At 64.8% G+C, this 26,537-nt stretch carries 25 protein-coding genes, 2 rRNA genes and 2 pseudogenes; 8 read left to right on the top strand and 21 right to left on the bottom strand.

The window, feature by feature from the left end; all coding sequences use genetic code 11:
* Nucleotides 1-95: 95 nt before the first annotated feature.
* Nucleotides 96-1,706, bottom strand: a complete 1,611-nt coding sequence (locus tag BGI51_RS12375) for an inorganic phosphate transporter (RefSeq protein WP_187978516.1) — start codon at nt 1,704-1,706, stop codon at nt 96-98.
* Nucleotides 1,707-1,859: 153 nt separating this feature from the next.
* On the opposite strand from BGI51_RS12375, the gene BGI51_RS12370 reads away from it, so the two are divergent.
* The gene (locus BGI51_RS12370; RefSeq protein ID WP_187978515.1) at nt 1,860-2,501 is read left to right on the top strand and encodes a hypothetical protein; all 642 of its coding nucleotides are present in this window, start codon (nt 1,860-1,862) and stop codon (nt 2,499-2,501) included.
* Between the two features lie 45 nt (nt 2,502-2,546).
* On the opposite strand, the gene zapE is transcribed toward BGI51_RS12370, so the two are convergent.
* The 3 genes from zapE to BGI51_RS12355 form a co-directional block, all read right to left on the bottom strand.
* Complete coding sequence (gene zapE, locus BGI51_RS12365) at nt 2,547-3,596, bottom strand: cell division protein ZapE (RefSeq protein WP_187978514.1); 1,050 nt, start codon at nt 3,594-3,596, stop codon at nt 2,547-2,549.
* 81 nt (nt 3,597-3,677) lie between these two features.
* The gene (locus BGI51_RS12360) at nt 3,678-4,064 is read right to left on the bottom strand and encodes an MAPEG family protein (RefSeq protein WP_133862870.1); all 387 of its coding nucleotides are present in this window, start codon (nt 4,062-4,064) and stop codon (nt 3,678-3,680) included.
* 68 nt (nt 4,065-4,132) lie between these two features.
* Nucleotides 4,133-5,305, bottom strand: a complete 1,173-nt coding sequence (locus BGI51_RS12355) for a multidrug effflux MFS transporter (protein WP_187978513.1) — start codon at nt 5,303-5,305, stop codon at nt 4,133-4,135.
* Between the two features lie 112 nt (nt 5,306-5,417).
* Here BGI51_RS12355 and BGI51_RS12350 point away from each other — a divergent pair, with 112 nt between their 5' ends.
* Nucleotides 5,418-6,047: a TetR family transcriptional regulator gene (locus BGI51_RS12350; protein WP_133862868.1), complete on the top strand. Its 630-nt coding sequence runs from the start codon at nt 5,418-5,420 to the stop codon at nt 6,045-6,047.
* Here the strand turns inward: BGI51_RS12350 and BGI51_RS12345 are convergent.
* On the bottom strand, nt 6,029-6,223 hold the full coding sequence (locus tag BGI51_RS12345; RefSeq protein WP_187978512.1) for a heavy-metal-associated domain-containing protein: 195 nt from the start codon (nt 6,221-6,223) through the stop codon (nt 6,029-6,031). The genes BGI51_RS12350 and BGI51_RS12345 overlap by 19 nt on opposite strands.
* Nucleotides 6,224-6,334: 111 nt before the next feature.
* Here BGI51_RS12345 and BGI51_RS12340 point away from each other — a divergent pair, with 111 nt between their 5' ends.
* The 4 genes from BGI51_RS12340 to BGI51_RS12325 all read left to right on the top strand — a co-directional run bounded on the left by BGI51_RS12340 (nt 6,335) and on the right by BGI51_RS12325 (nt 10,662).
* Complete coding sequence (locus BGI51_RS12340; protein ID WP_187978511.1) at nt 6,335-8,719, top strand: heavy metal translocating P-type ATPase; 2,385 nt, start codon at nt 6,335-6,337, stop codon at nt 8,717-8,719.
* Nucleotides 8,716-9,102 (top strand): Cu(I)-responsive transcriptional regulator, encoded by a 387-nt coding sequence (gene cueR / locus BGI51_RS12335; protein WP_187978510.1) that lies wholly within the window; start codon nt 8,716-8,718, stop codon nt 9,100-9,102. Before BGI51_RS12340 ends, cueR begins: the two co-directional genes overlap by 4 nt.
* A 59-nt stretch (nt 9,103-9,161) precedes the next feature.
* Nucleotides 9,162-9,401, top strand: coding sequence for a hypothetical protein (locus BGI51_RS12330; RefSeq protein WP_187978509.1), 240 nt, complete (start codon nt 9,162-9,164; stop codon nt 9,399-9,401).
* A 67-nt stretch (nt 9,402-9,468) separates the two neighbouring features.
* The gene (locus BGI51_RS12325; RefSeq protein WP_187978508.1) at nt 9,469-10,662 is read left to right on the top strand and encodes a class I SAM-dependent rRNA methyltransferase; all 1,194 of its coding nucleotides are present in this window, start codon (nt 9,469-9,471) and stop codon (nt 10,660-10,662) included.
* Nucleotides 10,663-10,716: 54 nt separating this feature from the next.
* On the opposite strand, the gene BGI51_RS12320 is transcribed toward BGI51_RS12325, so the two are convergent.
* The 9 genes and pseudogenes from BGI51_RS12320 to BGI51_RS12280 all read right to left on the bottom strand — a co-directional run bounded on the left by BGI51_RS12320 (nt 10,717) and on the right by BGI51_RS12280 (nt 17,820).
* Nucleotides 10,717-11,118, bottom strand: coding sequence for a Rho termination factor N-terminal domain-containing protein (locus BGI51_RS12320; RefSeq protein ID WP_187978507.1), 402 nt, complete (start codon nt 11,116-11,118; stop codon nt 10,717-10,719).
* A gap of 57 nt (nt 11,119-11,175) precedes the next feature.
* Nucleotides 11,176-11,397 (bottom strand): YgdI/YgdR family lipoprotein, encoded by a 222-nt coding sequence (locus BGI51_RS12315; RefSeq protein WP_187978506.1) that lies wholly within the window; start codon nt 11,395-11,397, stop codon nt 11,176-11,178.
* Nucleotides 11,394-11,630 carry a hypothetical protein gene (locus tag BGI51_RS12310; protein ID WP_133862860.1) on the bottom strand — a complete coding sequence of 79 codons (237 nt, stop codon included), beginning with the start codon at nt 11,628-11,630 and terminating at the stop codon, nt 11,394-11,396. Before BGI51_RS12310 ends, BGI51_RS12315 begins: the two co-directional genes overlap by 4 nt.
* A 138-nt stretch (nt 11,631-11,768) precedes the next feature.
* A pseudogene (locus BGI51_RS12305) lies at nt 11,769-13,816 on the bottom strand (AsmA family protein).
* A gap of 67 nt (nt 13,817-13,883) precedes the next feature.
* A complete protein-coding gene (locus BGI51_RS12300; RefSeq protein WP_187978505.1) occupies nt 13,884-15,017 on the bottom strand; it encodes an MFS transporter in 1,134 nt (377 codons plus the stop codon).
* A gap of 20 nt (nt 15,018-15,037) precedes the next feature.
* Nucleotides 15,038-15,817 (bottom strand): DeoR/GlpR family DNA-binding transcription regulator, encoded by a 780-nt coding sequence (locus tag BGI51_RS12295; protein WP_187978504.1) that lies wholly within the window; start codon nt 15,815-15,817, stop codon nt 15,038-15,040.
* 56 nt (nt 15,818-15,873) lie between these two features.
* Nucleotides 15,874-16,763: pseudogene (locus BGI51_RS24060) on the bottom strand (EamA family transporter).
* A 143-nt stretch (nt 16,764-16,906) separates the two neighbouring features.
* A complete protein-coding gene (locus BGI51_RS12285; protein ID WP_158896396.1) occupies nt 16,907-17,305 on the bottom strand; it encodes a DUF3140 domain-containing protein in 399 nt (132 codons plus the stop codon).
* Nucleotides 17,302-17,820 (bottom strand): hypothetical protein, encoded by a 519-nt coding sequence (locus tag BGI51_RS12280; protein WP_187978503.1) that lies wholly within the window; start codon nt 17,818-17,820, stop codon nt 17,302-17,304. The genes BGI51_RS12285 and BGI51_RS12280 overlap by 4 nt, the downstream gene beginning before the upstream one ends.
* Nucleotides 17,821-17,943: 123 nt before the next feature.
* Between BGI51_RS12280 and BGI51_RS12275 the strand changes: the two genes are divergently transcribed.
* A complete protein-coding gene (locus tag BGI51_RS12275) occupies nt 17,944-18,879 on the top strand; it encodes an alpha/beta hydrolase (protein ID WP_187978502.1) in 936 nt (311 codons plus the stop codon).
* Between the two features lie 120 nt (nt 18,880-18,999).
* Nucleotides 19,000-19,464, top strand: a complete 465-nt coding sequence (locus BGI51_RS12270; protein ID WP_187978501.1) for a hypothetical protein — start codon at nt 19,000-19,002, stop codon at nt 19,462-19,464.
* Between the two features lie 46 nt (nt 19,465-19,510).
* Here BGI51_RS12270 and BGI51_RS12265 read toward each other — a convergent pair whose 3' ends face one another.
* From BGI51_RS12265 to BGI51_RS12235, 7 genes are all read right to left on the bottom strand, one after another.
* On the bottom strand, nt 19,511-20,800 hold the full coding sequence (locus tag BGI51_RS12265) for an MFS transporter (protein ID WP_187978500.1): 1,290 nt from the start codon (nt 20,798-20,800) through the stop codon (nt 19,511-19,513).
* 98 nt (nt 20,801-20,898) lie between these two features.
* Complete coding sequence (locus tag BGI51_RS12260) at nt 20,899-21,357, bottom strand: DUF3301 domain-containing protein (RefSeq protein WP_187978499.1); 459 nt, start codon at nt 21,355-21,357, stop codon at nt 20,899-20,901.
* Nucleotides 21,358-21,385: 28 nt separating this feature from the next.
* Nucleotides 21,386-21,565, bottom strand: a complete 180-nt coding sequence (locus BGI51_RS12255; RefSeq protein WP_037006863.1) for a hypothetical protein — start codon at nt 21,563-21,565, stop codon at nt 21,386-21,388.
* Nucleotides 21,562-22,314 (bottom strand): type III pantothenate kinase, encoded by a 753-nt coding sequence (locus tag BGI51_RS12250; protein WP_187978498.1) that lies wholly within the window; start codon nt 22,312-22,314, stop codon nt 21,562-21,564. Before BGI51_RS12250 ends, BGI51_RS12255 begins: the two co-directional genes overlap by 4 nt.
* Nucleotides 22,304-23,248 (bottom strand): bifunctional biotin--[acetyl-CoA-carboxylase] ligase/biotin operon repressor BirA, encoded by a 945-nt coding sequence (gene birA / locus BGI51_RS12245; protein WP_187978497.1) that lies wholly within the window; start codon nt 23,246-23,248, stop codon nt 22,304-22,306. The genes BGI51_RS12250 and birA overlap by 11 nt, the downstream gene beginning before the upstream one ends.
* An 83-nt stretch (nt 23,249-23,331) precedes the next feature.
* Nucleotides 23,332-23,447: ribosomal RNA gene (rrf, locus tag BGI51_RS12240) — 5S ribosomal RNA — on the bottom strand.
* Between the two features lie 158 nt (nt 23,448-23,605).
* Nucleotides 23,606-26,498: ribosomal RNA gene (locus BGI51_RS12235) — 23S ribosomal RNA — on the bottom strand.
* Nucleotides 26,499-26,537 lie beyond the last annotated feature (39 nt).

The raw sequence follows: 26,537 nt of genomic DNA, 5'->3' as shown, positions 1-26,537 counted from the left end.
GTTTACGAGTGGTAAATGAGCATTCCGACGGGGCTGGCCTTCCAGGCCATTTTCAACACAGTTTGGCCGACGCGCAGCAGATTTTGAACAGGCTCTTAGAACAGGTGCACCAGCAGCCAGTAGAGTGACGCGGACAGCGCCATGGCCACCGGCAGGGTGAGCACCCAGGCCAGCGCCAGATTGCGTACCGTCGCCCACTGCAGTCCGGAGCCGTTGGCGGCCATGGTCCCGGCCACCCCGGACGACAGCACATGGGTGGTGGAGACCGGCAGGCCGAAGGCGTCCGCCGCGCCAATGGTGCCCATGGCCACCAGTTCGGCCGAGGCGCCCTGGGCATAGGTCAGGTGGGTCTTGCCGATACGCTCGCCGACGGTGATGACGATGCGCCGCCAGCCGACCAGGGTCCCCAGCCCCAGGGCGATGGCCACTGCCACCTTGACCCACAGCGGGATGAAACGGGTGGCCTGGTCGATCTGCCGCTTGAACTCCTTGAGATCCTCCTGCGCCTTGGGCGCCAGCCCCGGCAGGTGCTCCTTTTCCAGCAGGCGGATGGATTCCGAGGCCAGGTACATGGCGTTGCGCACGTTGGGCATGCTCTGCGCCGGCACGTTGTTGAGCGCGCCGTACTGGCGCACCTCGCGGGCGATGTCGTCGGTGATGGCCGCCAGCGCGGGCAGCACCTCGGGGTTGCTCTGCCGCTTGCGCACGAATTCCAGCAGCACCCCGTGGGGATCGGCCGGTGCGGCCTGGGGCGCCGCCTGGCGCAGGCCGCTGGCGGTGACCTCGGCGACGGCGGCGAAGGCTGGCGTGGCCGTGGCCGGCACGGCTCGGTTGAGCGCATAGGCGGTCGGCAGGGCGCCGACCAGGATCAGCATGATCAGGCCCATGCCCTTCTGGCCGTCGTTGGAGCCATGGGCGAAGGACACCCCGGTGCAGGTCAGGATCAGCAGGCCGCGGATCCACGGCGGCGGCGGCTCGGCGCTCTTCGGCTCCTGGTAGAGCGTCTGGTCGCGCACGATCCGTTTGAGCAGCACCAGCAGCAGCGCGGCGCAGGCGAAGCCGATCAGCGGCGAGAACAGCAGCGCATAGCCGACCTTGGCCACCTGGCCCCAGTCCACGCCGCTGCTGCCATCCATCCCACCCAGCCAGGCATGCATCAGACCGACCCCGATGATGGAGCCGATCAGGGTATGGGAGGACGACGCCGGCAAGCCCAGCCACCAGGTACCGAGATTCCAGATGATGGCGGCGATCAGCAGGGCGAAGATCATGGCGAAGCCCTTGCCCGCGCCCATTTCCACCACCAGATCCACCGGCAGCAGGGCGATGACGCTGAAGGCCACCGCACCGCTGGAGAACAGCACCCCGAGGAAGTTGCAGAAGCCGGACCAGAGCACCGCCGCATTGGGCGGCAGCGAGTGGGTGTAGATGACGGTGGCCACGGCGTTGGCGGTGTCGTGGAAGCCATTGACGAATTCGAAGCCGAGGGCGATCACCAGCGCCAGCACCAGACCGGCGAAGGGCAGCCAGGTGGTGGGCGGCGACTGGGCATCGCTGACATCGTTGTGGATACCGCCGAGGGTTACCGCCAGACCGGTCAGCAGCAGCGCGATGAACAGCACGATCCGCAGCGGACCAGGCTTGCGCGAACTGTGCAGGGGATGGGACAGCGGTGACAGGGAGGCGACTGGACTGGACGAAGGCATGGGGCGAACTCCGACACGGGATTTGCCTATCCTGCGCCGGCCACATGACGCTTTTACGTCAGCGAGGTGGCCAGACGACGGATGACCGTCGCGGGCTTTTTTCCACGTCGTCCCTGCCCTGCTAGGCTGGGACTTTGCTCAAGGATCTCGCCGATGTCCCCGCGCTGGCTGCTCTGCCCCCTGCTGCTGTCCCTCGTCACCGGCGCCCTGGCTGCCACCGGGCCTTCACCGCGCAGTTGCGCCCAGGAAATCGGGCAGCGGCCCGCTCAGGCCCTGGCCACCACCTGCCGAGCGCTTTCCCCCGCCACGCGACCGCCCTGCAACGCGGCCAACAGCTGCGCCCTGATGCAGGACGAGATCGCCCGCAGCTGCGCCCTGTTCGGCGATGGCGAGGCGGCCAAGGAACCCGGTTGCGGTCCGCTGCCCAGCAGCGCCGAGGCGGCGGCGGCCGTGGTCCGGCGTTACTACCGGGCGCTGGATGCGCGGGACTACGGCACCGCCTGGCAGCTATGGGGAAGCGACGGCCAGCCCGGCAACAGCTACGAGAAATTCCGCCAGGGCTATGCCAGGACTCGCAGCGTCCAGGTGACCCTCGGTCAACCTGGCCCGGTCGAGGGTGCGGCGGGTTCGAGCTATGTCAGCATCCCGGTGACGGTCAAGGCGCGCCTCGCCGACGGTACCCGCCAGACCTTCAGCGGCCGCTATCAGCTACGCCGGGTCAACGACGTCGACGGCGCCTCGGCCGAGCAGCGCCGCTGGCACCTGGGCAGTGCGAAGCTGAAGGCCGAGCGCTAGGCTCTGTATGAAAGGTCGCCGAGCGCAGGCACTTTTCGTACAGTGCTAGTCCGGCCCGATCTGCCGCAGCTGGGATAGCCGGCTGCGCGTCCGCGACATGTCGGCGATCTCGCTGTCGGCCAGGGTCTCGTCGAGGGGCGCGGTGCTGACCAGGAACAGCGCCAGGCGACGGTCGTAGAGCACGTCCACCAGGTTGATGAAGCGCTGGCGGGCGGCGGGGCTGGCGTCGCGCAGCGGCGGCACGGCATCGAGCAGCCAGCGCTGCCAGGTTTCGCTCAGGGTCAGGTAGTCGAGGACCGCGGTGGGGCCTTCGCAGAGATCGGCGAAGCTGAAGTGCAGCAGCCCCTCCGCGGCGCTGATGGCGGGCAGGCTGCGATGGCCTACCGGCACCTCGATCCGGGTCTCCGCCAGCGGCGGCAGCCCCAGCGCCTGGCGCTGTTCCAGGCTGCCCGGCCAGAGATAGGCGCCGATACCGAAGGGATCGGGCTCGGCAGGACTGGCGCCGCGATAGTCCTGGGTACCGGCCACCGCGAGGATGTCCATGCGCGTCTCGATCAACCGGATCGCCGGCAGGAAGCGCTCGTGGTAGAGCGGATTGGGCAGCAATCCTTCCGGCGGATAGTTGGAGGTGGTGATCAGCACCACGCTGCGGCTGAACAGCGCCTTGAACAGCCGGGTGATGAGCATGGCGTCGCCGATGTCATGCACATGGAATTCATCGAAACAGAGCAGTCGGCAACCTGCGAGCAGTTCGTCCAAGCTGGCGGCCAGGGCATCGCCACCCGGCGGCTGGCGAAACATCCGCTCGTGCAGTTCACGAAAGAAGGCATGGAAGTGCACCCGGCGCTTCTCGGCGAATGGCAGGGCGGCGAAGAAACCGTCCAGCAGAAAGCTCTTGCCGCGCCCTACCGGGCCCCAGAGATAGAGACTGCGCGGCGCCTGGCGACGGAACAGGCGCGGGCGCAGGAGTTCGTCGGCGAGCCGGGCAAAACGCTCGATGGCGGCCTGCTGCGCTGCATCCAGGGTATAGCCGCGGCCCTGGGCGAGCTCGGCGAAGTGCCCCAGCACCTGCTGGGCGGGCGAAGGAGACGTCATGCAGGCGGCCAGCCGGGAAAGACAGGGCGCTAATGAAGCTACAGCCGTCGCTGCCGGTCAAGACCGGCAGCGACGTTGCACTCAGGCCGCGGCGATGAACAGGCAGAGGCAGCAAAATATCCCGCCGACCCAGGCCAGCGAACGGCGGGTGGCGTGGTCACGGATATACAGCCAAGTATAGGCGATGCGGCTCAGCAGGAAGAGGAAGGCCCAGAAGTTGATGGTGCCCTGGTCGGCGCCACCGGTGACGTGGGCGACGATTACCGCCGCGGCGAACAGCGGATTGATCTCGAAGGCATTCTGCTGGGCAGCGTTGGCCCGCGCCCGGGCACCCTCCAGCTTGCCGAGAAAGCTGCGCGGATCCCGATTGTCCTCGGGCGTGAAACCGCTGCCCTTGAACTTGGCGTAGTAGGCCGCGCCATAGGGCACGAGGTAGACGAGGAAGATGCACCAGTAGGCAAAGGTCATGTCGGCGTCCCTGGAAGGATGAGGGTTCGCCTATCTGACCTGCCGCGCCGGGAAAAATCCACTCTACCTCAGACGGCTGTGGATCTGTGGGTCCAGCGCGCCATCAGCGCGGTCGCCACCGCGCAGAGCGCCAGCACCGCGCACATGGGCACCACGGTGCCGTTGTGCAGGGCGCCCACGCTGCTGGAAGCCAGCGCCGCCAGGATGAATTGCAGGCTGCCCATCAGCGCCGAGGCACTGCCGGCATTGGCGCCCTGCCCGGCCAGGGCACAGGCCGAGGCATTGGGCACGATGCCGCCGAGCAGGGCGATGGCGCAGAACAGCGGGATCATCAGCACCGGCAGCGCCTTGGGCTGGAAGGCGCCGACCAGCAGCAGGACCAGTCCCGCCGCGGCATAGGCCACCACCGCGCGCCGCAGCCAGAAGGCCGGGCCCTGGCGGACCACCAGGCGGGCATTGAGCTGTCCGAGCAGGATGAAGCCGGCGGCGTTGAGGCCGAATACCCAGCCGTAGTGCTCGGGTTTGACGCCATAGAGTTCGATCAGCACGAAGGGCGAACCGGAGATGTAGGCGAACATTCCGGCCATGGCGATGCCGCCGGTGAGGGTGTGGCCGATGAAGGTGCGATCGCGCAGCAGCCGCAGGTAGTTGCGCAAGGCCCCCCGCAGCGGCGGCCGCGGATGGTGCGCCGGCAGGGATTCGGGCAGCCAGAGCGCCACCGCGGTGCCGCAGGCGGCGGCGAACAGCGCCAGGCTGACGAAGATCGCCTGCCAGCCAAAGGTGCTGAGCAGCAGGCTGCCGGCAAAGGGCGCGATGATGGGGGCGATCCCGGTCACCAGCATGATCTGCGAAAAGGCCCGCGCCGCGGCCATCGGCTCGCAGAGATCGCGTACCACGGCCCGCGCGATCACCATGCCGGCGCAACCGCCCAGGGCCTGGACGAAGCGCGCGGCGATCAGCCAGGGCAGGTTGGGCGCCAGGGCACAGCCCAGCGAGGCCAGGCAGAACAGGCCGATGCCGATCAGCAGCGGCAGGCGGCGGCCGAAGCGGTCTGCCAGGGGGCCATAGAACAGCTGGCCGCTGGCAAGACCGGCGAAATACACCGCCAGACTCAGCTGCACGTGTTCGATATCGGTGGCGAACGACCGTGCCAGCGAGGGGAAGCTGGGCAGGTACATGTCGATGGCGAAGGGAGCGAAGGCCGAGAGGGCCCCGAGAATCAACAATAAGCGAAAGGTCATGAAGCCTGATCCGATGGAAGCGGAAATGTCACGCAGTTACATACAATCATGTTTGTAAAAGCGGCGAGGCGAGCTAGACTGCGTGGCAGACCCACTGCCAGTCAGATCACCCATGCGTCGTACGAAAGAAGAAGCCGAACAGACCCGCCAAGCCATTCTCGATGCGGCGGAAGCCCTGTTCCTGACCAATGGCGTGGCACGTACCAGCCTGGAAATGATCGCCCGCGAATGCGGCGTCACCCGGGGTGCAGTGTACTGGCATTTCCAGAACAAGGCCCACCTGTTCCACGAAATGCTTAGCCAGATAAGGATCCCGGCCGACGAACTGACCGAGCGCCTGCGCGTCGACGGCGAGGAAGACAGCCTGCAGCGGCTGTTCAAACTGTGCATCGAAGGCATGGCGAAATTCACCCAGCCCGGCCGGGAGCAGCGGGTGATGACCATCCTGCTGCACCGCTGCGAATTCACCGAAGAGTTGCGCGAGGCCGAGGAGCGCGATCTGCAGTTCCTGCGGCAGTTCATCCGCATCACCGACGCCCTCTTCACCGCCCAGGCCGCCCGCCTGCAACCGGGCGTGACGCCGCAGCTGGCCAGCCGTATGCTGCACAGCCTGTTTCTCGGCACCCTCTCCGATCTGCTGCGCGACGAACAGACCTTCGCCCCGCTGCTGGCCGCCGATCAGGTGTTCACCACCTTCTTCCGTGCCATCGTGCGCGACTGGACTCAGTCGGCGACGGTATAGCCCGCCTGCTCGATGGCCTGGCGGAAGGGCGCATTCACCTCGACGCTGTCGATGCGCACCTCGCCCGCCTGCAGGTCCACCTCCACCCGGGCGCGGCTGTCCACCTTGAGCACCGCGGATTCGATGGCGCTCACGCAATGGGCGCAACTCATTCCAATCACCTTGATGACATGCATGGTCTGCTCCTGTCGGTCTTGACCTCTTTCTCCTGACGCCAGCGCCAGGCTCGGGTTCCAGTGTTGACCTTGACCCGAGGTCAAGGTCAACACTGAGCTCAGGAGGTGCCCATGCACGAATTCGAACTCTCCATCAGTGGCATGACCTGCGCGGCCTGCGCCGGTCGGGTCGAGCGCGCCTTGCAGAAGGTCCCGGCGGTCAGCGCGGCCGGTGTCAACCTGGCCAGCGAAAAGGCCCGCGTCAGCGCGCCGGTCGACGCGGCGCCGGCGCTGGCCGAGGCGGTCAGCGCGGCTGGCTACCAGGTGGCCGAGGTCGAGCATGACCTGGCGCTGTCCGGCATGAGCTGCGCCAACTGCGCCGGTCGGATCGAAAAGGTCCTGCGTACGGTGCCCGGGGTGCTGGCCGCCGAGGTCAACCTGGCCAGCGAAAGAGCCCGGGTAAAGACCCTGGCCGCGGTCGAGACGCCAGCCCTGATCGCCGCGGTGGAAGCCGCCGGCTACGGCGCCGAGGATCGCCACGCCGAAGACGAGCGTTCAGCGCCGGCCCGTCAGGGTGTGCCCTGGGAGGGTCTGGAGCTGGCCCTGGCGCTGCTGCTGGCCGCGCCACTGATCCTGCCCATGCTGCTGACGCCCTTCGGCTGGCACCTGATGCCGCCCGCCTGGCTGCAATTCCTGCTGGCGACGCCGGTGCAGTTCCTCGTCGGCGCGCGCTTCTATCGCGGCGCCTGGCATGCCCTGCGCGCGCGCAGCGGCAACATGGATGTGCTGGTCGCCCTGGGCACCAGCGCCGCCTTTGGCCTGAGTCTCTATCTCTGGCTGGTCAAGGGTAGCCCGCACCTCTATTTCGAGACGGCGGCCATGGTCATCGCCCTGGTGCGCCTGGGCAAATACCTGGAAACCCGCGCCAAGCGCCGCACCGGCGCGGCGCTGCGCGCCCTGGAAGCCCTGCGCCCGGAAAGCGCCCGGCGCCTCGATGCGAACGGCGAGGAAGAGGAAGTCGCCCTGAATCGCCTGCGCCTGGGCGATCGCCTGCAGCTGCGTCCGGGCGAACGCATCCCCGCCGACGGCCGCATCCTGCAGGGTGAGAGCCAGGTCGACGAAGCCCTGCTCACCGGTGAAAGCCGCCCGGTCGCCAAGGGTCCCGGCGACGAGGTGGTGGGGGGCGCCATCAACGGCGAGGGCAATCTGCAGATCGAGGTCACCGCCCTGGGTGGCGAGACGGTGCTGGCCGGCATCATCCGCCTGGTGGAAGACGCCCAGGCCACCAAGGCACCCATCCAGCAGCTGGTGGATCGCATCAGCCGGGTGTTCGTCCCGGTGGTGGTGGCCCTGGCCCTGGTCACCCTGCTCGGCTGGCTGCTGAGCGGCCACGCCCTGGAGCCCAGTCTGCTCGCCGCCGTGGCGGTACTGGTCATCGCCTGCCCTTGCGCCCTCGGGCTGGCCACCCCCGCCGCCCTTATGGCCGGCACCGGAGTGGCGGCGCGCCACGGCATCCTGATCAAGGACGCCGAGACCCTGGAGCGCGCCCAGGGCATCACCAGCGTGGTCTTCGACAAGACCGGCACCCTGACCGCCGGCCAGTTGCGCCTGCGCCAGCTGGCCACGGCACCCGGCATCGAGGAAGCCGAATTGCTGAGCCTGGCCGGCAGTCTGCAACGCGGCAGCGAGCATCCCCTGGCCGCGGCGGTCCTCCTGGCCTGTCGCGACCGCGGTCTGGACACCCTGCCCGCCCGGGACGTGCGCGCCCTGCCCGGCCGTGGCCTCCAGGGTATCTGGCAGGAGCGCTCCCTGCTGCTGGGCAATGCGCGCCTGCTGGCCGAACAACAGCTGGACGCCGGCCCCCTGGCCGACGCCGCCCGCGCCTGGGAAGATCAGGGACTGACCCTATCGTGGCTGGTGGAAACTGGCAGCCGACCGCAGGTCCTGGGGCTGCTGGCCTTTGGCGACGAGATCCGTCCGGGTGCTGCCGAGGCCATCGCCCGGCTGCGCCGCGACGGCATCGACAGCTGGCTGCTGACCGGTGACAACCGCGGCAGCGCCCGCCAGGTGGCTACCGCTCTGGGCATCGAGCAGTGGGAGGCCGAGGTGTTGCCTGCCGACAAGGCCGCCGTGGTGGCCCGGCTGCAGGCGAGCAGGGGCGGCGTCGCCATGGTCGGCGACGGCCTCAACGACGCCCCGGCGCTGGCCGCCGCCGAACTGGGCATCGCCATGGGTTCGGGTACCGCCGCCGCGCGCCATGCGGCCGGCATCACCCTGCTGCAGGAGAATCCGCGCCAGGTGGTGGCGGCACTGGACATCGCCCGGCGCACCCAGCGCAAGATCCGCCAGAATCTGTTCTGGGCCTTCGTCTACAATGTCATCGGCCTGCCGCTGGCCGCCCTGGGTCTGCTCGATCCGGTCTATGCCGGCGCCGCCATGGCCTTTTCCAGCGTCAGTGTCCTGGCCAATGCCCTGCTGCTCGGCCGCTGGCGCCCGTCCGGAGACTCCCTGTCATGAATATCGGTCAGGCCGCCAAGGCCAGTGGCCTTACCGCCAAGATGCTGCGCTACTACGAGCGCATCGGCCTGCTAGCGCCCGCCGGGCGTACCGACAGCGGCTATCGCCAGTACGGCGCCGAAGACCTGCGGGTGCTGGCCTTCGTCCGCCGCTCGCGGGAGCTGGGCTTCAGCCTGGAGGAGATCCGCCAGCTGCTCAGCCTCTGGCAGGACCGGCAGCGTGCCAGTGCCGACGTCAAGGCGCTGGCCAAGCGACACATCGCCGAGCTCGACCAGAAGATCGGCGAACTGACCCGCCTGCGCAGCACCCTGGGCGAGCTGGTGTCCTGCTGCCATGGCGACGCCAGCCCAGACTGCCCGATCCTCGATAGCCTGGGGGGCTGACGCAACCGCTGCCGCCTCGCGGGGTCCATCGGTTATCCCCCCGCTACCGAGGCACCCCCATGCAGACCCTGCACCACTACCAGATCCGCTATCGCCTCAATGGCGAGCCCCTTACCCACGAGCTGGAGAGCTTCGCGCCGGTCACCGAGGAAGAAGCGCTGCTGCAGTTGCTCATCAAGCACGTCGAGGAACCCCAGGTGGTGGTCGATGCGCCCTGGGAGCACCATGCCCAGCCGAGCATCGCCCGTCGCGCCCAGGAAGCCGGGCTGAGCGATATCGAGGTCAGCCAGCGGGACTGACGGCCGGCCCAGGCAGGTGGCTTTGCGCTATAATTCCGCGCTTTTGCCCCCTTCGCCGGAGACCTTCATGACCCTGCCCCGCCTGCGCCTCAAAGCCAATGCCGACCGCCGTCTGCGCGCCGGGCACCTCTGGGTGTACAGCAACGAGGTGGACGTCGTCGCCACCCCGCTCACCGCCTTCGAGCCGGGCGACCAGGCCATCCTGGAAACCACCAGCGGCAAACCGCTGGGCCTGGTAGCGCTGTCGCCCAACAACCTGATCTGCGCCCGCCTGTTCTCCCGCGACACCGGCTACCCGCTGGACAAGTCGCTGCTGGTGCACCGTTTCAAGGTCGCCCTGAGCCTGCGTGAGCGGCTGTTCGGCAGCCACTGCTATCGCCTGGTCTACGGCGATTCGGACTTCCTGCCCGGCCTGGTGGTGGATCGCTTCAACGACATCCTGGTGGTGCAGATCGCTTCCGCCACCATGGAGCGCCAGCGCGACGCCATCCTCGCCGCCCTGCTGCAGGTGTTCAAACCTCAGGGCGTGCTCTGGAAGAACGATGGTAGCGCCCGCGCCGCCGAAGGCCTCTCCAGCTACGTGGAAGTGGCCTACGGCGAGGTCCCCGACTGGGTGGCGCTGGAAGAGAACGGCGTGCGCTTCGAGGCGCCGGTCCGCGAAGGCCAGAAGACCGGCTGGTTCTATGACCACCGCCTGAACCGTGCGCGCCTGGCGCCCTATGTCGAAGGCAAGCGGGTGCTTGATCTGTTCAGCTACATCGGCGGCTGGGGCGTGCAGGCTGCGGCCTTCGGCGCCAGCGAGGTCATGTGCGTGGACGCTTCGGGCTTCGCCCTCGACGGCGTGGAGCGCAATGCCACCCTCAACGGCCTGGCGGAAAAGCTGGTGTGCGTCGAGGGCGATGTCTTCGAGGCGCTCAAGGAACTCAAGGCCGGCGAAGAGAAATTCGACGTCATCGTGGCCGACCCGCCGGCCTTCATCAAGAAGCGCAAGGACCTGAAGAATGGCGAGGCCGCCTACCGTCGTCTCAACGAACAGGCCATGCGCCTGCTGAACAAAGACGGCATCCTGGTCAGCGCCTCCTGCTCCATGCACCTGCCCGAAGACGACCTGCAGAACATCCTGCTCGGCAGCGCCCGCCATCTGGATCGCAACCTGCAGATCCTCGAACGCGGTGCCCAGGGCCCGGATCACCCGGTGCACCCGGCCATCCCGGAGACTCGCTACATCAAGAGCCTCACCTGCCGTCTGCTGCCCAGCTGAACGCCAGGCAGACAAAAGCCGGACACTGTCTGGCTTTTTTGTATCTCCAATGCCTCAACTCAAGGCACGAATCAACTCGTCTTTCTTCATTCGCGACCGACCGCGAACGTTCTGCTCGGCCGCCTTCCTGACCAGCTCATCGCGAGTCATGTCGCTTAGCGAGGTGCTGCTGCCAGGCGAACGTCGCGCCGCGGCACGACCGCTGTTGGGCGACTGGCCCTGCCTGGTCGCCACCGCACGCCGAGCGGAATCCTTGCGATCCGCGCGCTTGGCGGTACCGCTCTTGGACTTGCCGGAGCCACTCTGTTCGCCACCGCCGGACTGCTTGTTCACCGTCGCCCAGGCCCGCGCCTCGGCTTCATCCTTGGAGACGCCTTTTTTCTCGTAGCTCTCCTCGATGTGCTCGGCCTTGCGTACCTGCTTGTCGCTGTACGTGGATTTGTCGCCGCGGGGCATGGCAGTCTCCTGGGAAGGACTTGTTTGAAAGGTCACCGAACGAAGGTCAGGCAAGGCCTAGTCTTCCGCTTTGATGGTGGCGACATCGCCTGCCTTCACCCGCACATGACGACCCGCCACATCGGTGAATTCATAGAAGCCATCGGCCGTCTTGGTGTTGGGCCTATCTTCGGTGATGTACTGGGTACCGTCCTGCAGGGTCACCACCGTCTCGGTGGAGCAGGCCGCAAGGCCCAGCAGGGTCATGGTCAGCAATCCACCGCTCAGCAGGCGTTTCATGGGGCTTCCGGTGCGACGCGATGGATGGAGACATCGTGCAGTGCCACCAGCGCCTGACCGGACTCGATGTCGGCGAGGTGGAAGCGCTCGTCGTTGATCGCGTCCAGGTGCCGGCAGGCCAGTTCGCGGACCACGTCGGTGATGGGTACGTCCAGGTTGCTGATACGGTCGGTATAGCTTTCGCCCAGCAATTTGTAGTGGATTTCGTAGTGGCTATCGGTGTCGTCACGCATGAGGGATCTCCGCGAAAAGGCTGCCCGACTCGGGTTATTTCTATAGAGCCTGGGCAACCAGAGCGGTTCTTTTCCGCCCGTCAGACGCCGCCGAACGGTCGTCTGTCAAGTACCGCGAACCGGCTCTGGCGCACGAGCTCAACGCCCTGCCCGCATCTGCTGCAACAGGGCGCTGCACTGGGCGCCCTGCTCGTTGCTGGGCGCCACCAGTGCCAGCAGACCGGCGGCCGGCGCTGCGAAGGTGGCGAGCAGTGCCGCCGCCGCGCCGCGGGCCGCCAATGGCAATGCCTTGACCCCCGGCGAGGGACTCTTCAGGGTGCCGCGCACATAGAGCGGCGAGCGCAGCGAGAAGATGCGCAGGCCCTTGCTGTGCGGATCGACGGTAAGATCCAGGCGCTCGCTCGCCAGGTTGATGGTGCCGGTGATGTTGATCAGGGCGTTTTCGGTGTCGAGCACGAAGACCTGGGGCTGCACCAGGCCCTTCTTGAAGTCGAGGTCGGCGACCGCACAGTTGATTTCCACCTCGTCATCGCCGAACAGCCGATCGACCAGGTAGTTGCCGACATTGAGTCCGGCCAGCTCCATCAGGCTGCGGCTGATACGGCCGTCGTTCATCAGCAGCTTGAGTTCGCCGTTGCTGGTGCCAAGCAGCGCCGCCACCGAGTTGCCGGTGCCACTCAGGGTGGCATCGCCATTGAGCTCGCCCATGCTGCGCTTCATGGCCTCCACGGTGGGGAACAGCTGGTTCAGCTTGACCCGCCGCACGTGCAGATCGACCCGCCCCTGCAGCGGCGTCTTGTCGCCTTCCAGGCGCACCGTGGTGTTCAGATCGCCCCGGCCACGCCGAAGCGCAGGGGATCGAGCAGCAGCACCCCATCGGTCAGGCGCACATGGGTATTCAGATCGGTGATCGGCAGCTGCGCGTTCTGCACGATGCGCTTGCCGGTGAAGCGCACATCGGCATCCATGGCACGCCAGCGCTCGGTGCGGAATTCGGAGACCGGCAGCGCCTTGTCCGCCGGCTGCTGGCTGGTCTCGCCCTTGGCCACCTGCTGCTCCTTGGTATCGGCACCGATCAGCGGGGCCAGGTCCTCGAACAGCAACTGATCGGAGCGCAGGGTGCCACTGAGCTTGGGTCGCGGCTTGCCGCCGGTGAACAGCACCTCGCCATGCAGATCGCTCTTGCCGACCCGGCCATTGAAGTCTTCATAGCTGAAGCGGGCGCCCGCCGGATCGTTGAGCTTGACCGTGAGATGGCCGTCGGTGGCATAGGGTGCCGTCTCCGGCAGGGTGACCCCGGTCAGCGGATAGAGCTGCGCCAGGCTCTTGCCTTCCAGCACCAGGTGCAGATCCAGGGCGCCCAGGCGCCGCGGATCGGTCAGGGTGCCAAAGACCTGAACACGGGTTTCGCCCGCCCGGGCATCGAGCTGGATGGGGAAAGGCACATCGGCGTCCTGCAGCGCCAGCAGGCCACCGATCTGGCCACGGCCGCTGACCGGCACCTGCTTGTAGCTGCCCTCTACCGCCAGGGCGAACTGGAAGGACTGGGTCTGCCTGACGTTGGAGCGCTGGCGCGAAGTGCCCTGCTTGCCCACCAGATCGGCATAGGCGATAGGAGCGTCCAGGGAGGTGATCCGCGCGCGCAGCCGGGTAGCGGTCTGGGCATCGTCGAAGCCGACCTGGCCGGCGTCGAAGCCGATGGTGCCGATGTCGACGGTCCAGGCCGAAGGCTCGGCCTTGGGGTCCTTCTCGGCGGTCGCGAAGGTCCAGCTGTTGCGGCCATCGGCGAGTCGCTGGGCATTGACCACCGGTCCGCTGAGGTCGATGCGCGGGATATAGATCTGCTTGGCCAGCAGGGCCAGCGGCGAGATCCGCAACTGCACCCGGTCGAGGTGAACGAACGTCTTTTCCTTCGCCCACTCCGGATTGCCCAGGGTCAGGTCTTCGGCGGCGATGTGCGGCCAGGGAATCCAGGCGCGCCAACCGCCTTGATCCGGCTCGCGGTGCCAGACCACCCCCAGGTTGCCCTCGATGGCGAAGGGCCGGTGCAGGGCGCTCGACACCTGCTCGTTGAGGGTCGGCTTGAGCCTATTCCAGTCGAAGGTGGCCAGCACCACCACCAGCAGGACGAACAGCAGCAGGATGATTCCCAGCAGCCAGGCGAGGATCTTGCGTGGGCGCGTCATGGCCGCCTCCTTGGATTTCCGTTCCCTCTTGGGTCTGCTCAGCGCAGCGGGGTTCCCTGGACAGCCATCATGCCGTGCGTTGGCGCAGGGCGAGCAGTGCCACCGCCACCCCGATCAGAGTCAGCAGCAGCAGACTGCCACGCAGGCCCACCTGCCCCGCCACGGCGCCGATCAGCGGTGGGCCGAGCAGGAAACCGAGATAGCCGGCCGTGGCGGTCATGGCGATACCCGCAGCCGGCGTCTCGGCCACCTGGCCAGAGGCGCTGAAGGCTGCGGGCACCACATTGGACAGCCCCAGGCCGACCAGCGCGAAGCCCAGGATCGCGGTCCAGGGCGCCGGCAGAAGGACCGCCAGCGCCAGTCCCAGGGTCGCCAGCAGGGCCCCGCCAACGATCACCTGGGGACCACCGAAGCGGCCGCGGATACCGTCGCCGAACAGCCGTCCCACCAGCATGGTCAGCGAAAAGGCCGCATAGCCCAGGGTCGCCACCACCGGACTCGCGCCGCCCACCTGGCCCAGGTAGACGGCGCTCCAGTCGGTCATGGCGCCCTCCAGCATCAGGCAGCCCAGGGCGATCAGTCCCAGCGCCAGGACCCGCCGATCCGGCAGCCGCAGGGCCTGACTCACCGGACTGCGATCACCTTCGTCCAGGGCCAGGGCGGCGGGCAGCGCCAGCAGCAGCGCCACCAGGGCAGCAGTCAGCAGCACCGCCAGCGCCGAGGCGCCCAGGTGCAGCACCAGCGCCCCCAGGCCGGCGCCGAGAAATCCGCCCAGGCTGAAGGCGGCGTGGAAGGACGACATCAGCGGGCCGTTCCAGCGGCTTTCGACATCGCTGGCATGGGCGTTCATGGCCACGTCGATCAGCCCGTTACAGGCGCCGAGCAGCAGCGCGCAGGGCAGCAGCCAGCCCAGGGACGGTGCCACCCCGGGCCAGCTCAGCACCAGCACGAAGGCCAGGATGCTCAGGCGGGTGAGGCGTCCGGTCCCGCCCAGGCGCGGCACCAGCACCCCGGCGAAGGGCATGGTCAGCAGGGCGCCCAGGGCGACCGCCAGCAGCACCAGACTCAACTGACCGTCGCCCAGCAGCAGATCGCGCTTGAGTTCGGGAATGGCCGCCGCCCAGCCGCCGATTCCGCAACCGTTGGCGAGAAAGACGGTAAAGGTGGCGCGGCGTTGGCGCCGCAATACGGCAGAAGTCATGGCGATCCTTGGACGCGAGTCTAGCGATCGAGCGAATGCAGCTGCAGCCCGGCGTCACGATAGGGCTGCAGGCGCTCCTCGCTCAGCCCCGGTTCCAGCACCAGATGGTTCAGCTGATCGAGTCGGAGCACGTGATAGAAGGCCACGCTGTCGAGCTTCTCGGCGGTCACCGCGACGGCGACCTGGCTGCTCTGCTCGGCCACGGCCACCTTGAATTCGGCTTCTTCCAGGTCGAAGCCGGTCACGCCGGTCTCCACCGCCAGGGCGCAGGTCCCGAGAAAGGCCAGGTCGGCGCGCACGCCACGCAGGTCACGCAGCGCCCGGGCGCCCAGACAGGCACCCGACTCCGGCGTGGCCAGGCCGCCGATCATCAACACCCGGATCCCCGGGCGCTGCAGCAGTGCCGCAGCGATCACCGGTGCATTGGTGGCCACGGTCAGGTCGAGATCCATGGGCAGCGCCTGGGCGATGGCCAGGTTGGTCGAGCCGGCGTCCAGCAGCAGCAATTGCCCCCGTTGCGCCAGCCTGGCCGCGGCCTGCCCGAGTGTCTGCTTGGCCGCCTCGTCCTGACCGATACGCGCCGGCAGCGCCTCCGGCGGCGTCAGCAGCGAGAGCGCCCCACCGTACACCCGACGGCACAGGCCCTGGCGGGCCAGTTCGCGCAGGTCGCGACGCACGCTGTCTTCGGAAATGCCCCAGGTCGCGGCCAGTTCAGCCGACAGGACCCGGCCTTGTTCGCGCAACAGGGCCAGGATCGCGGCCTGGCGTTCTTCGGGAAGGTGGACGGCTGCTGCATTCATGCTGATACTCCAAGAGGACCAGCACATCATGCACAATCATTTATGATCGTGCAATATCATGCACCGGGCGACGCCTTGCTCCGGGCATCCAGCCAGCGGCCGCCAAAGACATTGATCAACAGCCCGAGCATGACTGCCACGCCGCCCACTTCCTGCTGAACGGTCATCTGCTCACCCAGCAGCACGGCGGCCGAACTCAGCCCCACCACCGGCACCAGCAGCGAAAAGGGCGCCACCTGGCCGGCCGGATAACGCGACAGCAGCCGGCTCCAGATGCCATAACCGACCAGGGTGGCGATAAAGGCCAGGTAGACGATGGCAAAGACCGACCCGCCCGACAGCGACGTCAGCGCCGTGGTGATCTGTTGCGGGCCTTCCAGCAGCAGCGAGAGGATGAAGAAGGGAATGGGCGGAATCAGGCTGCCCCAGACCACCAGACCGAGCATGTCCACCTTGCCGATCTTCTTGGTGACGATGTTGCCCAGCCCCCACATGGCCGCCGCCGCCAGGGTCAGCAGGAAACCGGCCAGGGTCATGGTGACGCCATGTTCGGTGCCGATCAGCAGCAGGCCGAGCGCCGCCACCAGCAGCCCGGCCAGACTCGCCCGGCGCACCTTTTCCCCGAGGAAGGTCGCGGCGAAGGCCAGGGTAAAGAAGGCCTGGGCCTGCAAGACCAGCGAGGCCAGGCCCGCCGGCATGCCCACGTACATGGCCGAGAACAGAAAGGCGAACTGGCCCAGGGAAATGGTCAGGCCGTAGGCCAGCAGCAATCGCCAGGAGACCTGGGGCGGCGCACGAAGAGGATGGCCGGAAAGGCCGCCAGGCAGAATCTCAGGGCTCCCAGCAGCATGGGCGGCACGCCATGCAGGCCAACCTTGATGACCACGAAGTTCACCCCCCAGGCCAGGATGACGACCAGTGCCAGCAACAGATCCCGGGGTGCCATCGACAACTCCTTGAACGCGTTCAGATAGATAGGCGGCTACCCTACTCCTTTGTGTCCGCGCTGCGGCGTCACAGTTGCCCACAAATTCGGCCAGTCACTCTCTGCCAAAGAAAAACCGCAGCCTGGGCTGCGGTTCGTCGGGATCAGGCGCTGCGCTTGTCGCGCAGGGGGTCGTGACCCCAGTTCATCAGCGACTTGCGCCAGCGCGAGTCTTCTATGTCGCCGTCCGGTCGCTGCTTGAGATGGCGATGCACATAGCCGATGACCTTGCGCATGGCCTGGTAGTCATCGTCTTCCAGCTCAGCCTGACGCTTGCCCTTGAGCTCCAGGATGCGTTCGCCCATGGCATGGCCGACCGCCTTGCCATCGTTGGCCGCCGTGACCTTCTTGCCACCCTTGGTCATGCCCACGCCCTTGCTGGTGTCGCCACTGAGCCATTTACGCAGCTGACTCGGGGTCATGTTGACCACCTGCTTGAACTCGCTGCGTACCTCTTTCTTGTCGTCTTTCTTGTCGTCGTTGGAAGCCTTCTTGGTGCTCATTTTTCACCTGCCTTTTGCAACGCTTTGACCAGTTCGTCTTTCTTCATGCGCGAACGCCCCCGCACCTCGCGGCGCGCCGCTCGTTTCATCAGCTCGTCCTTGGTCAGGCCGGCCAGGCCCGACTCACGCGCCGCGGCCGTCTTGCGTGCCACATCGGCGGGTTGCTTGGAATGCTGCTGGCCCCGGCGCGTGTCACGGCGCTTCTTGGCCGTGGTGCGCTGGTACTCTTCCTTGCTCAGGGAGTCCCGGGCCTTTTCCGGCAGATAGCGTTCGCCGGTGTCCTCGGATTTCTTGCCGGAGCGGGTGTCCCACTTCTCGTCGGTCCACTGCTGCAGATGATTGTCCTTGCCCTTGCCGCCCTGGTATTCACCACCGCGCTTCTGGTACTCCTGGGAGGCCAGTTGCGCCTTGCGCGCCGACCATTGACCGGGCTTGCCGCCCTTGTCGCCCTTGGTAATCTCTTTCTTCACCTTTTCCCAGAGTTCGGGATCGCTCTTCTTGGCCGTCGCACTCATGGCTCACCTCGGATTGGGGGTCACTGCAGTCGCTGTCTCTAGGATGACTGTCCAACCGAAACGGGGGTTCGCGCCAGGCGACGGATGCCCCTACCCTGCGTCTTCCGGTATCCAGAGAAAGCCATGTCCCTCGCCACCCTGCTCCGCCGCCGCCTGATCCCGCTGCTCTTCGTCACCCTGCTGGTCGGGGTCGGGGTCCCCTATGGCTGCTCGGAACTGGCCTATCGCGAACGCCAGTGGGTGTTCAGCATTGAACCGGGCAATGCCAGCTGGTTCACCGGCGTGCCGGAAGGCGTCCGCCAGTTCAACCTGCCAGTGCCGGACGGCCTGACCGGCACCGACTACCTGCACGCCTGGTGGTGGCCCGCCCGCCGGCCAGACGCCCCCACCCTTCTCTATCTGCACGGCACCCGCTGGAATCTCACCGCCCAGGTCCGGCGCATCGCCACCCTGCGGCAACTCGGCTATTCGGTGCTGGCCATCGACTATCGCGGCTTTGGCGAAAGTCCGGGCGACGTGCCCTCCGAACGCAGCGTCTACCAGGATGCCCGGGTCGCCTGGAAGTACTTGCAGAGCTTGCAGCCCGATCCCCGCAAGAGATACCTCTATGGCCACTCCCTGGGCGGCGCCGTGGCGGTGGACCTGGCCTGGCGCATCGCCCGCGACGGGAATCCCACCGGCGACTACCCCGCCGCGGCCGGTCTGATCATCGAGTCCACCTTCACCACCCTGGCCGATGCCGCCACGGCAGTGGTCGACACCCGCTTTCCCCTGCGCTGGCTGATGTCGGAGAAATTCGATTCCCTGGACAAGATCCCGGACATCCATATCCCGGTGCTCATCGTCCACGGTGGCGACGATCGCTATGTGCCTCCTCGCTTCAGCGAGGCTCTCTATGCGGCGGCCCGGCCGCCCAAGCGCCTGCTGCTGATCCCCGGCGGGACTCACTCCAACAGCATGGTGATAGGCACGCGCGACTACGCCGCCGCCTTGCGCGAACTGTTCGGCGGCGCTCACCTGAGCGAAGCGGAAAAGGAGCAATCATCGACGGGAAGCTAGAGACTTTCTGAAAGGCATCGACGGCGCTGATAGTCACTATCTGGCCAGTCTATTTTTTCTGGGCGGTCCTGCTCGGGATACTGAACGCACTCCAGCACAGTTTCCCCAGAGGACACCACCATGAACCTGCGTATCGCCTTCGGTTTCGCCCTGACCGCCCTGGCTCTTAACACCTTCGCCCAGGACTTCGCCTTCACCCCGAACGCTGCCACCCAGATCGCCGAGGAATCCAGCCAACGCCCACTGGGCCAGCTGATCAAGCAACAGCAGCAGCGCCTGCAGCAACGTACCCTGGCCGAAGAATCCAGCCTGCGTCCCCTGGGTGGGGTCATCAAGCAGCAGCAACGCCAGCTGCAGGAACGTCGGATCGCCGAGGAATCCAGCCTGCGCCCCATGGGACAGGTGATCGAAGACCAGCAACAGCGTCTCGGTGACGATGCAGTGGCCGAAGAATCCAGCCAGCGCCCCATGGGTCGGCTGATCGACCGCCAGCAGCATCGCCTGCAGGATGACGCCCTGGCCGAAAATGGCTCCGCCCAGACCCTCGACCGCCTGATCAGGGCCGGCCAGACCCGTCAGGCCTGAGCCCTACCCGTCCCTTCCTGCCCGGCCTTGCGCCGGGCTCGCCTAATCAGGTCTTCTCGCTACCCGGCCCAATGCTGGCGGGGGCCTCCACCACCATCTCCTGCGGCACCTCGTCGATGCGCGGATCCAGCGCCGCTGCCATCGGACTGACGGAATCCGGCATGGCCACGTGATGCAACGGTGCCGCGTCCAGCCGGTGCTCGCCACTGACGAACCGGGGCTGCACGAAGACGATCAGGATCAGCGCATAGGCCGAGGTCAGCACATAGAAGGTGCCGGGGCCGAAATGCTCCATCGCCGCACCGGCCAGCAGCGGCCCGATACAGGCACCGACGCCATAGGTGGTCAGCAGCATCGCCGACAATTCCACGCGCCGCTCGGGCTCGACGTGGTCGTTGGCGAAGGCCGTGGCCAGCGGGTAGAGGGTGAACAGCAGCATTCCCGAGACGAAGCCCGCGGCCAGCAGCCAGGGATAGGGCAAGCTGATCAGCCCCCACAGCGGCACCGCCGCCAGGCACAGCAACACCGCATTGGCGCGGATCAGCTTGCAGCGATCGAGGCGATCCGACAGCCAGCCCAGCGGCCACTGGGCACAGAAGCCCGCGACGATGCACAACCCCACATAGAAGCTCGACTGCGCCGTATCCAGGCCACTGCGACTGGCGAATACCGGCGCCAGGCCATAGAAGCCGCCCACCAGCAGGCCCGCGGTAAAGATGGTGACCAGCGACTGGGGTACCCGCTGCCAGAAGAAACGGATCTCCAGCGGTGCCGCCACCAGCTTGGCCGGGTGCACCCGGCGGGTCATGGCCAGGGGAATCAGGCAGGAGGCGAAGCAGATGGCGACCAGCAGCAGCGGCTTGTAGTCGAGTTGCGGATGCCAGGCCAGTAGCGCCTGACCGATCACCAGCCCCAGGTCCACCGCCACCATGTAGCCGGCGAACACCTTGCCGCGCTGATGATTCTCCGCCTGCTCGTTGAGCCAGCTCTCGATCACCATGTATTGATTCATCATCACCACGCCCATGATGAATCTCAGCGCGATCCAGACGTTCAGGTCGTCGATCAGCGCGTGGATCAGCACGGTGACGGTCGCTGCGCCCGCGCAGGCCACATAGGAACGGATGTGGCCGACGCTGGCGATCAGCCGATGACCGAACTTGCCACCGCAGACCAGTCCGAAGTAGTAGGCCGCCATCAGGGCGCCGGTCCACAGATCCCCCGCCCCCTCGCCGGTCAGTCTCAGACCGATATAGGTGGTGAAGAGGCCGGAGCCGGCCAGCATCAGGAGAGTGGCGAAATAGAGTGCAGGAAAGGTAACGAGAGGGCTGAACATCAGGGATCACATGAAAAGAAGCGGAAAGCCGGAACGGACCAGCCGGAGCTGATCGTCGGGACTACGGAAGGAAAAGCTTTAGGAGATAGCGCCGGAAATCACTCCGGCTCTTGGCGCCTGCTGGTCTCGGTACGCTGGCGCTGCCGCCATTGATCCAGATAGACCACCTGGCCGTGTTCGGGCTTGGCCTGATAGGCAGGGGCCGAAGCCACCACCGAATCTGCCGCCGGGCGCTCGACCTCGGGTACCAGGAAGGGCGCGAACTCGACCTTGGCCAGGGTCTTGCCGAACAGGGCCAGAGAGGCATCGAACCGCTCTTCGCCCGTCACGGTGAACTCGAAGGCGAACAACCGCGCCAGGCGCTTGCGCCCCTTGGCATCGGCCAGCCAGCGAAAGCGGGAAAAGGCCACGGCGCCATCGAGCAGCATGACCTTGCGGCGACGACACTCCTGCTCGGCCAGCAACAGCGCCCGTTCGCGAATGCCGTGGGCGTGCCAGAACCACAGGCCAATGCCGACTGCGCCCAGTAACAGGCTGAGATTACCTAGCGTCAGCATCTTCGCTCCTCATCGAAGGGTACCGCCGTCACTGACGCCGTGCAGCGTCACCAGATGCCGTCTCGTTCAACAGGCGAATGTTTTCACGCTCGCCTTTGTACAGCGCCAGAGGGGCGATTTCCTTACCCAGCAATGGCACCTGCTGTTGGTGCCATATGTAGTAGAAAACGTTCAGTACCACCAATAGCAGAAACAACCAACGCATCATTCGTTCTCGAGCGGACACGCCAAAGCCAATCCAGCAAACACCATATCGGGCACGATTCGCGCGCCCGGAACGACATGTTTGACCAGTTCCGCGTCACCCCCGGTCAGAAAGATCTCGCAACCTTCGGCGAACATCTCCTGAGCCAGTTCGTACTGGGTACGGACGAATCCCTTGAGCATGTACAGACACCCACGCTCCACGGCCTCGCTGGTCGTGCGTCCTGGTGCCTCGTAGCGTTCACCACTGGCCCAATGTGGATCGTAGCGGATCCGCCGGGTATGGGTCTGCAGTTCCCGACGCATCAACGGAATCCCCGGACAGATGAACCCTCCCTGATGCTCGCCCTGGGCGTCGACCAGATCGGCCGTGACCGCGGTGCCCAGATCCAGGACCACGCACGCCTTGCCCTCGGCCAGCCGTACCGCGGCCAGGATCACCAGCCAGCGATCCATGCCCAGGCGCTGATAATCACGATAGCCATTACGTACGCCATTCCAGGCCTCGACCGGGACGGCCTGGTGACAGGGAATGCCGAAGGTAGCGGTCAGCCGCTCCTTGAGCTCCTGGGTCTCTTCGTCGCTGCGCACGCTGACCAGGCGACAAGCCGCCAGTGGCGGTGTATCGGGCTGGGACAACGCAGCCACCAGGCCCTCGTCGCTGTCGACAATGCCCGTAGCGGCCACTTCGGCGCCGGCGGCAAGCAGCCGCCACTTGATCAGGCTGTTACCGCAATCGAGTTCAAGAATCATGATCTAGGCTCAGGCTCAATTCGCCACCGCTGAAGGCCTGTGGCTGACCGTCTACATGCATGAGGATAGCCCCATCTTCGGCAACTCCTGCCACTGTGCCCTGAATACAGCGAACCCCCGAAGACAGGGTTACCGCTCGACCTTGCCAGCCATGATAACGCTCCCACTCGTCGCGCAGGGCGGCGAATCCGGCCTGGCGGTGAATCTGCCACAGGTTATCGATCTCCCGGAGCAGCAGGCTGGCAACCTGGTTGCGATCCTGCAGACCACCCAGGGCTTCGGCCATGGAGATCCAGGGCTGATCGATGTTGTCGGCCAGACGCATGTTGACGTTTATACCGATGCCGATGATGGCCTGACAGACGTCCTGCGGATCACCCGACAATTCGATGAGGATGCCGGCCAGCTTGCGGCCACGCACCAGGACGTCGTTGGGCCACTTCAGGCAGGCATCCTCGACGCCCAACTGTTGCAGCGTCCTGATGACCGCCAGGCCCATGGTCAGGCTCAGGGCCTGCAGCTTCTGGATCCCGCCCTGACTGGATACCACGGCGGTGAGATAAAGATTCTTGCCATAGGGACTGACCCAGGCGCGCCCACGACGGCCGCGGCCAGCCTGCTGATGCTCGGCCAGCAAGGCGAATGGAGGCAATTGCTGATGCAGACGCCGTTGCGCTTCGGCATTGGTGGAGTCGATGGAAGCCAGGACCGCTACCGGCCAACCGCCCTCTTGGGCGATCCGCTCGGCATCGAGCAGCGACAGGGGCTCTTCCAGGCGGTAACCCCGGCCCGGCACCTTGAACACCTCGACGCCCAGGTCATCTTCCAGCGTCTTCAGCCGCTTCCAGATGGCACTTCTGGAGACGCCCAAGGCCTCACCAAGCTCGACGCCGGAATGAAATTTTCCATCACTCAGCAGTTTCAGCAACGGCATTCCCAGACTCCGTTCGACTTTCTTCCGCCCCAAAGACAACACCCCCGCCAGAGTGAACTGAGCGGGGGTGCTGGGTGTTAGGCGCTTGACGATGACCTACTCTCACATGGGGAAACCCCACACTACCATCGGCGATGCATCGTTTCACTTCTGAGTTCGGGAAGGGATCAGGTGGTTCCAATGCTCTATGTTCGTCAAGCAATTCGGTTGGCTGACCAGGCGATGAGGCTGCCTGGCTGGCCCAATTGGGTCTGTGATCGAAGTAGACAACTCGTCTTGGGTCTTGCGAACCCACGCGCCGTTTTCGGCGTCGTCTTCCTCACGCTCTGACACGCGGTCAGATTGTTTGGGTGTTATATGGTCAAGCCTCACGGGCAATTAGTATCGGTTAGCTCAACGCCTCACAGCGCTTACACACCCGACCTATCAACGTCGTAGTCTTCGACGGCCCTTCAGGAAGCTCAAGGCTCCAGTGAGATCTCATCTTGAGGCAAGTTTCCCGCTTAGATGCTTTCAGCGGTTATCTCTTCCGAACATAGCTACCCGGCAATGCCACTGGCGTGACAACCGGAACACCAGAGGTTCGTCCACTCCGGTCCTCTCGTACTAGGAGCAGCCCCTCTCAAATCTCAAACGTCCACGGCAGATAGGGACCGAACTGTCTCACGACGTTCTAAACCCAGCTCGCGTACCACTTTAAATGGCGAACAGCCATACCCTTGGGACCGGCTTCAGCCCCAGGATGTGATGAGCCGACATCGAGGTGCCAAACACCGCCGTCGATATGAACTCTTGGGCGGTATCAGCCTGTTATCCCCGGAGTACCTTTTATCCGTTGAGCGATGGCCCTTCCATACAGAACCACCGGATCACTAAGACCTACTTTCGTACCTGCTCGACGTGTCTGTCTCGCAGTCAAGCGCGCTTTTGCCTTTATACTCTACGACCGATTTCCGACCGGTCTGAGCGCACCTTCGTACTCCTCCGTTACTCTTTAGGAGGAGACCGCCCCAGTCAAACTGCCCACCATACACTGTCCTCGATCCGGATAACGGACCAGAGTTAGAACCTCAAGATTGCCAGGGTGGTATTTCAAGGATGGCTCCACGCAGACTGGCGTCCACGCTTCAAAGCCTCCCACCTATCCTACACAAGCAAGCTCAAAGTCCAGTGCAAAGCTACAGTAAAGGTTCACGGGGTCTTTCCGTCTAGCCGCGGATACACTGCATCTTCACAGCGATTTCAATTTCACTGAGTCTCGGGTGGAGACAGCGCCGCCATCGTTACGCCATTCGTGCAGGTCGGAACTTACCCGACAAGGAATTTCGCTACCTTAGGACCGTTATAGTTACGGCCGCCGTTTACCGGGGCTTCGATCAAGAGCTTCGCTTGCGCTAACCCCATCAATTAACCTTCCGGCACCGGGCAGGCGTCACACCCTATACGTCCACTTTCGTGTTTGCAGAGTGCTGTGTTTTTAATAAACAGTCGCAGCGGCCTGGTATCTTCGACCGGCATGAGCTTACGGGGTAAACCCTTCACCCTCACCGGCGCACCTTCTCCCGAAGTTACGGTGCCATTTTGCCTAGTTCCTTCACCCGAGTTCTCTCAAGCGCCTTGGTATTCTCTACCCGACCACCTGTGTCGGTTTGGGGTACGGTTCCTAGTTACCTGAAGCTTAGAGGCTTTTCCTGGAAGCATGGCATCAACCACTTCTCCTTCTAAAAGAAGGATCGTCATCAGCTCTCGGCCTTAACTGTCCGGATTTACCTAAACAGTCAGCCTACCACCTTAAACTTGGACAACCAACGCCAAGCTGGCCTAGCCTTCTCCGTCCCCCCATCGCAGTAACTAGAAGTACGGGAATATTAACCCGTTTCCCATCGACTACGCCTTTCAGCCTCGCCTTAGGGACCGACTCACCCTGCGTCGATTAACGTTGCGCAGGAACCCTTGGTCTTTCGGCGTGCGAGTTTTTCACTCGCATTGTCGTTACTCATGTCAGCATTCGCACTTCTGATACCTCCAGCAAGCTTCTCAACTCACCTTCACAGGCTTACAGAACGCTCCTCTACCGCATCACCAAAGGTGATACCCGTAGCTTCGGTGCCTGGTTTGAGCCCCGTTACATCTTCCGCGCAGGCCGACTCGACTAGTGAGCTATTACGCTTTCTTTAAAGGGTGGCTGCTTCTAAGCCAACCTCCTAGCTGTCTAAGCCTTCCCACATCGTTTACCACTTAACCAGGACTTTGGGACCTTAGCTGACGGTCTGGGTTGTTTCCCTTTTCACGACGGACGTTAGCACCCGCCGTGTGTCTCCCATGCTCGGCACTTCTGGGTATTCGGAGTTTGCATCGGTTTGGTAAGTCGGGATGACCCCCTAGCCGAAACAGTGCTCTACCCCCCAGAGTGATACATGAGGCGCTACCTAAATAGCTTTCGAGGAGAACCAGCTATCTCCGAGCTTGATTAGCCTTTCACTCCGATCCACAAGTCATCCCCTGCCTTTTCAACGGAAGTGGGTTCGGTCCTCCAGTCAGTGTTACCTAACCTTCAACCTGCTCATGGATAGATCGCCCGGTTTCGGGTCTATTCCCAGCGACTAAACGCCCTATTAAGACTCGCTTTCGCTACGCCTCCCCTATTCGGTTAAGCTCGCCACTGAAAATAAGTCGCTGACCCATTATACAAAAGGTACGCAGTCACCTAACAAAGTAGGCTCCCACTGCTTGTACGCATACGGTTTCAGGTTCTATTTCACTCCCCTCTCCGGGGTTCTTTTCGCCTTTCCCTCACGGTACTGGTTCACTATCGGTCAGTCAGGAGTATTTAGCCTTGGAGGATGGTCCCCCCATATTCAGACAGGGTTTCTCGTGCCCCGTCCTACTCGATTTCATTGATAAGAGCGTTTCGCGTACAGGGCTATCACCCACTATGGCCGCCTTTTCCAAAGCGTTCCGCTACTCTCAAATCAACTTAAGGGCTGGTCCCCGTTCGCTCGCCACTACTAAGGGAATCTCGGTTGATTTCTTTTCCTCAGGGTACTTAGATGTTTCAGTTCCCCTGGTTCGCCTCTTAACCCTATGGATTCAGGTTAAGATACCCAGCTTATGCTAGGTGGGTTTCCCCATTCAGAGATCTCCGGGTCACAGGTCATTTGCCACCTCACCGAAGCTTATCGCAGGCTATCACGTCTTTCATCGCCTCTGACTGCCAAGGCATCCACCGTATGCGCTTCTTCACTTGACCATATAACCCCAAGCAATCTCGCTGGCATCCAAGGACGCT

Origin of the sequence: Pseudomonas oryzihabitans (genome assembly GCF_014522265.1) — a bacterium.
In the GTDB taxonomy this organism is placed as follows: domain Bacteria; phylum Pseudomonadota; class Gammaproteobacteria; order Pseudomonadales; family Pseudomonadaceae; genus Chryseomonas; species Chryseomonas aestiva.
Note: the sequence above shows the minus strand (reverse complement) of the source record. Positions and strands in the feature narration are given on the sequence as shown.

What these genes read in the sequence shown, in the direction of transcription:
- BGI51_RS12375 (WP_187978516.1), bottom strand. Translation starts at nt 1,706, where the DNA reads ATGCCTTCGTCCAGTCCAGTCGCCTCCCTGTCACCGCTGTCCCATCCC.
- BGI51_RS12370 (WP_187978515.1), top strand. Translation starts at nt 1,860, where the DNA reads ATGTCCCCGCGCTGGCTGCTCTGCCCCCTGCTGCTGTCCCTCGTCACC.
- zapE (WP_187978514.1), bottom strand. Translation starts at nt 3,596, where the DNA reads ATGACGTCTCCTTCGCCCGCCCAGCAGGTGCTGGGGCACTTCGCCGAG.
- BGI51_RS12360 (WP_133862870.1), bottom strand. Translation starts at nt 4,064, where the DNA reads ATGACCTTTGCCTACTGGTGCATCTTCCTCGTCTACCTCGTGCCCTAT.
- BGI51_RS12355 (WP_187978513.1), bottom strand. Translation starts at nt 5,305, where the DNA reads ATGACCTTTCGCTTATTGTTGATTCTCGGGGCCCTCTCGGCCTTCGCT.
- BGI51_RS12350 (WP_133862868.1), top strand. Translation starts at nt 5,418, where the DNA reads ATGCGTCGTACGAAAGAAGAAGCCGAACAGACCCGCCAAGCCATTCTC.
- BGI51_RS12345 (WP_187978512.1), bottom strand. Translation starts at nt 6,223, where the DNA reads ATGCATGTCATCAAGGTGATTGGAATGAGTTGCGCCCATTGCGTGAGC.
- BGI51_RS12340 (WP_187978511.1), top strand. Translation starts at nt 6,335, where the DNA reads ATGCACGAATTCGAACTCTCCATCAGTGGCATGACCTGCGCGGCCTGC.
- cueR (WP_187978510.1), top strand. Translation starts at nt 8,716, where the DNA reads ATGAATATCGGTCAGGCCGCCAAGGCCAGTGGCCTTACCGCCAAGATG.
- BGI51_RS12330 (WP_187978509.1), top strand. Translation starts at nt 9,162, where the DNA reads ATGCAGACCCTGCACCACTACCAGATCCGCTATCGCCTCAATGGCGAG.
- BGI51_RS12325 (WP_187978508.1), top strand. Translation starts at nt 9,469, where the DNA reads ATGACCCTGCCCCGCCTGCGCCTCAAAGCCAATGCCGACCGCCGTCTG.
- BGI51_RS12320 (WP_187978507.1), bottom strand. Translation starts at nt 11,118, where the DNA reads ATGCCCCGCGGCGACAAATCCACGTACAGCGACAAGCAGGTACGCAAG.
- BGI51_RS12315 (WP_187978506.1), bottom strand. Translation starts at nt 11,397, where the DNA reads ATGAAACGCCTGCTGAGCGGTGGATTGCTGACCATGACCCTGCTGGGC.
- BGI51_RS12310 (WP_133862860.1), bottom strand. Translation starts at nt 11,630, where the DNA reads ATGCGTGACGACACCGATAGCCACTACGAAATCCACTACAAATTGCTG.
- BGI51_RS12300 (WP_187978505.1), bottom strand. Translation starts at nt 15,017, where the DNA reads ATGACTTCTGCCGTATTGCGGCGCCAACGCCGCGCCACCTTTACCGTC.
- BGI51_RS12295 (WP_187978504.1), bottom strand. Translation starts at nt 15,817, where the DNA reads ATGAATGCAGCAGCCGTCCACCTTCCCGAAGAACGCCAGGCCGCGATC.
- BGI51_RS12285 (WP_158896396.1), bottom strand. Translation starts at nt 17,305, where the DNA reads ATGAGCACCAAGAAGGCTTCCAACGACGACAAGAAAGACGACAAGAAA.
- BGI51_RS12280 (WP_187978503.1), bottom strand. Translation starts at nt 17,820, where the DNA reads ATGAGTGCGACGGCCAAGAAGAGCGATCCCGAACTCTGGGAAAAGGTG.
- BGI51_RS12275 (WP_187978502.1), top strand. Translation starts at nt 17,944, where the DNA reads ATGTCCCTCGCCACCCTGCTCCGCCGCCGCCTGATCCCGCTGCTCTTC.
- BGI51_RS12270 (WP_187978501.1), top strand. Translation starts at nt 19,000, where the DNA reads ATGAACCTGCGTATCGCCTTCGGTTTCGCCCTGACCGCCCTGGCTCTT.
- BGI51_RS12265 (WP_187978500.1), bottom strand. Translation starts at nt 20,800, where the DNA reads ATGTTCAGCCCTCTCGTTACCTTTCCTGCACTCTATTTCGCCACTCTC.
- BGI51_RS12260 (WP_187978499.1), bottom strand. Translation starts at nt 21,357, where the DNA reads ATGCTGACGCTAGGTAATCTCAGCCTGTTACTGGGCGCAGTCGGCATT.
- BGI51_RS12255 (WP_037006863.1), bottom strand. Translation starts at nt 21,565, where the DNA reads ATGATGCGTTGGTTGTTTCTGCTATTGGTGGTACTGAACGTTTTCTAC.
- BGI51_RS12250 (WP_187978498.1), bottom strand. Translation starts at nt 22,314, where the DNA reads ATGATTCTTGAACTCGATTGCGGTAACAGCCTGATCAAGTGGCGGCTG.
- birA (WP_187978497.1), bottom strand. Translation starts at nt 23,248, where the DNA reads ATGCCGTTGCTGAAACTGCTGAGTGATGGAAAATTTCATTCCGGCGTC.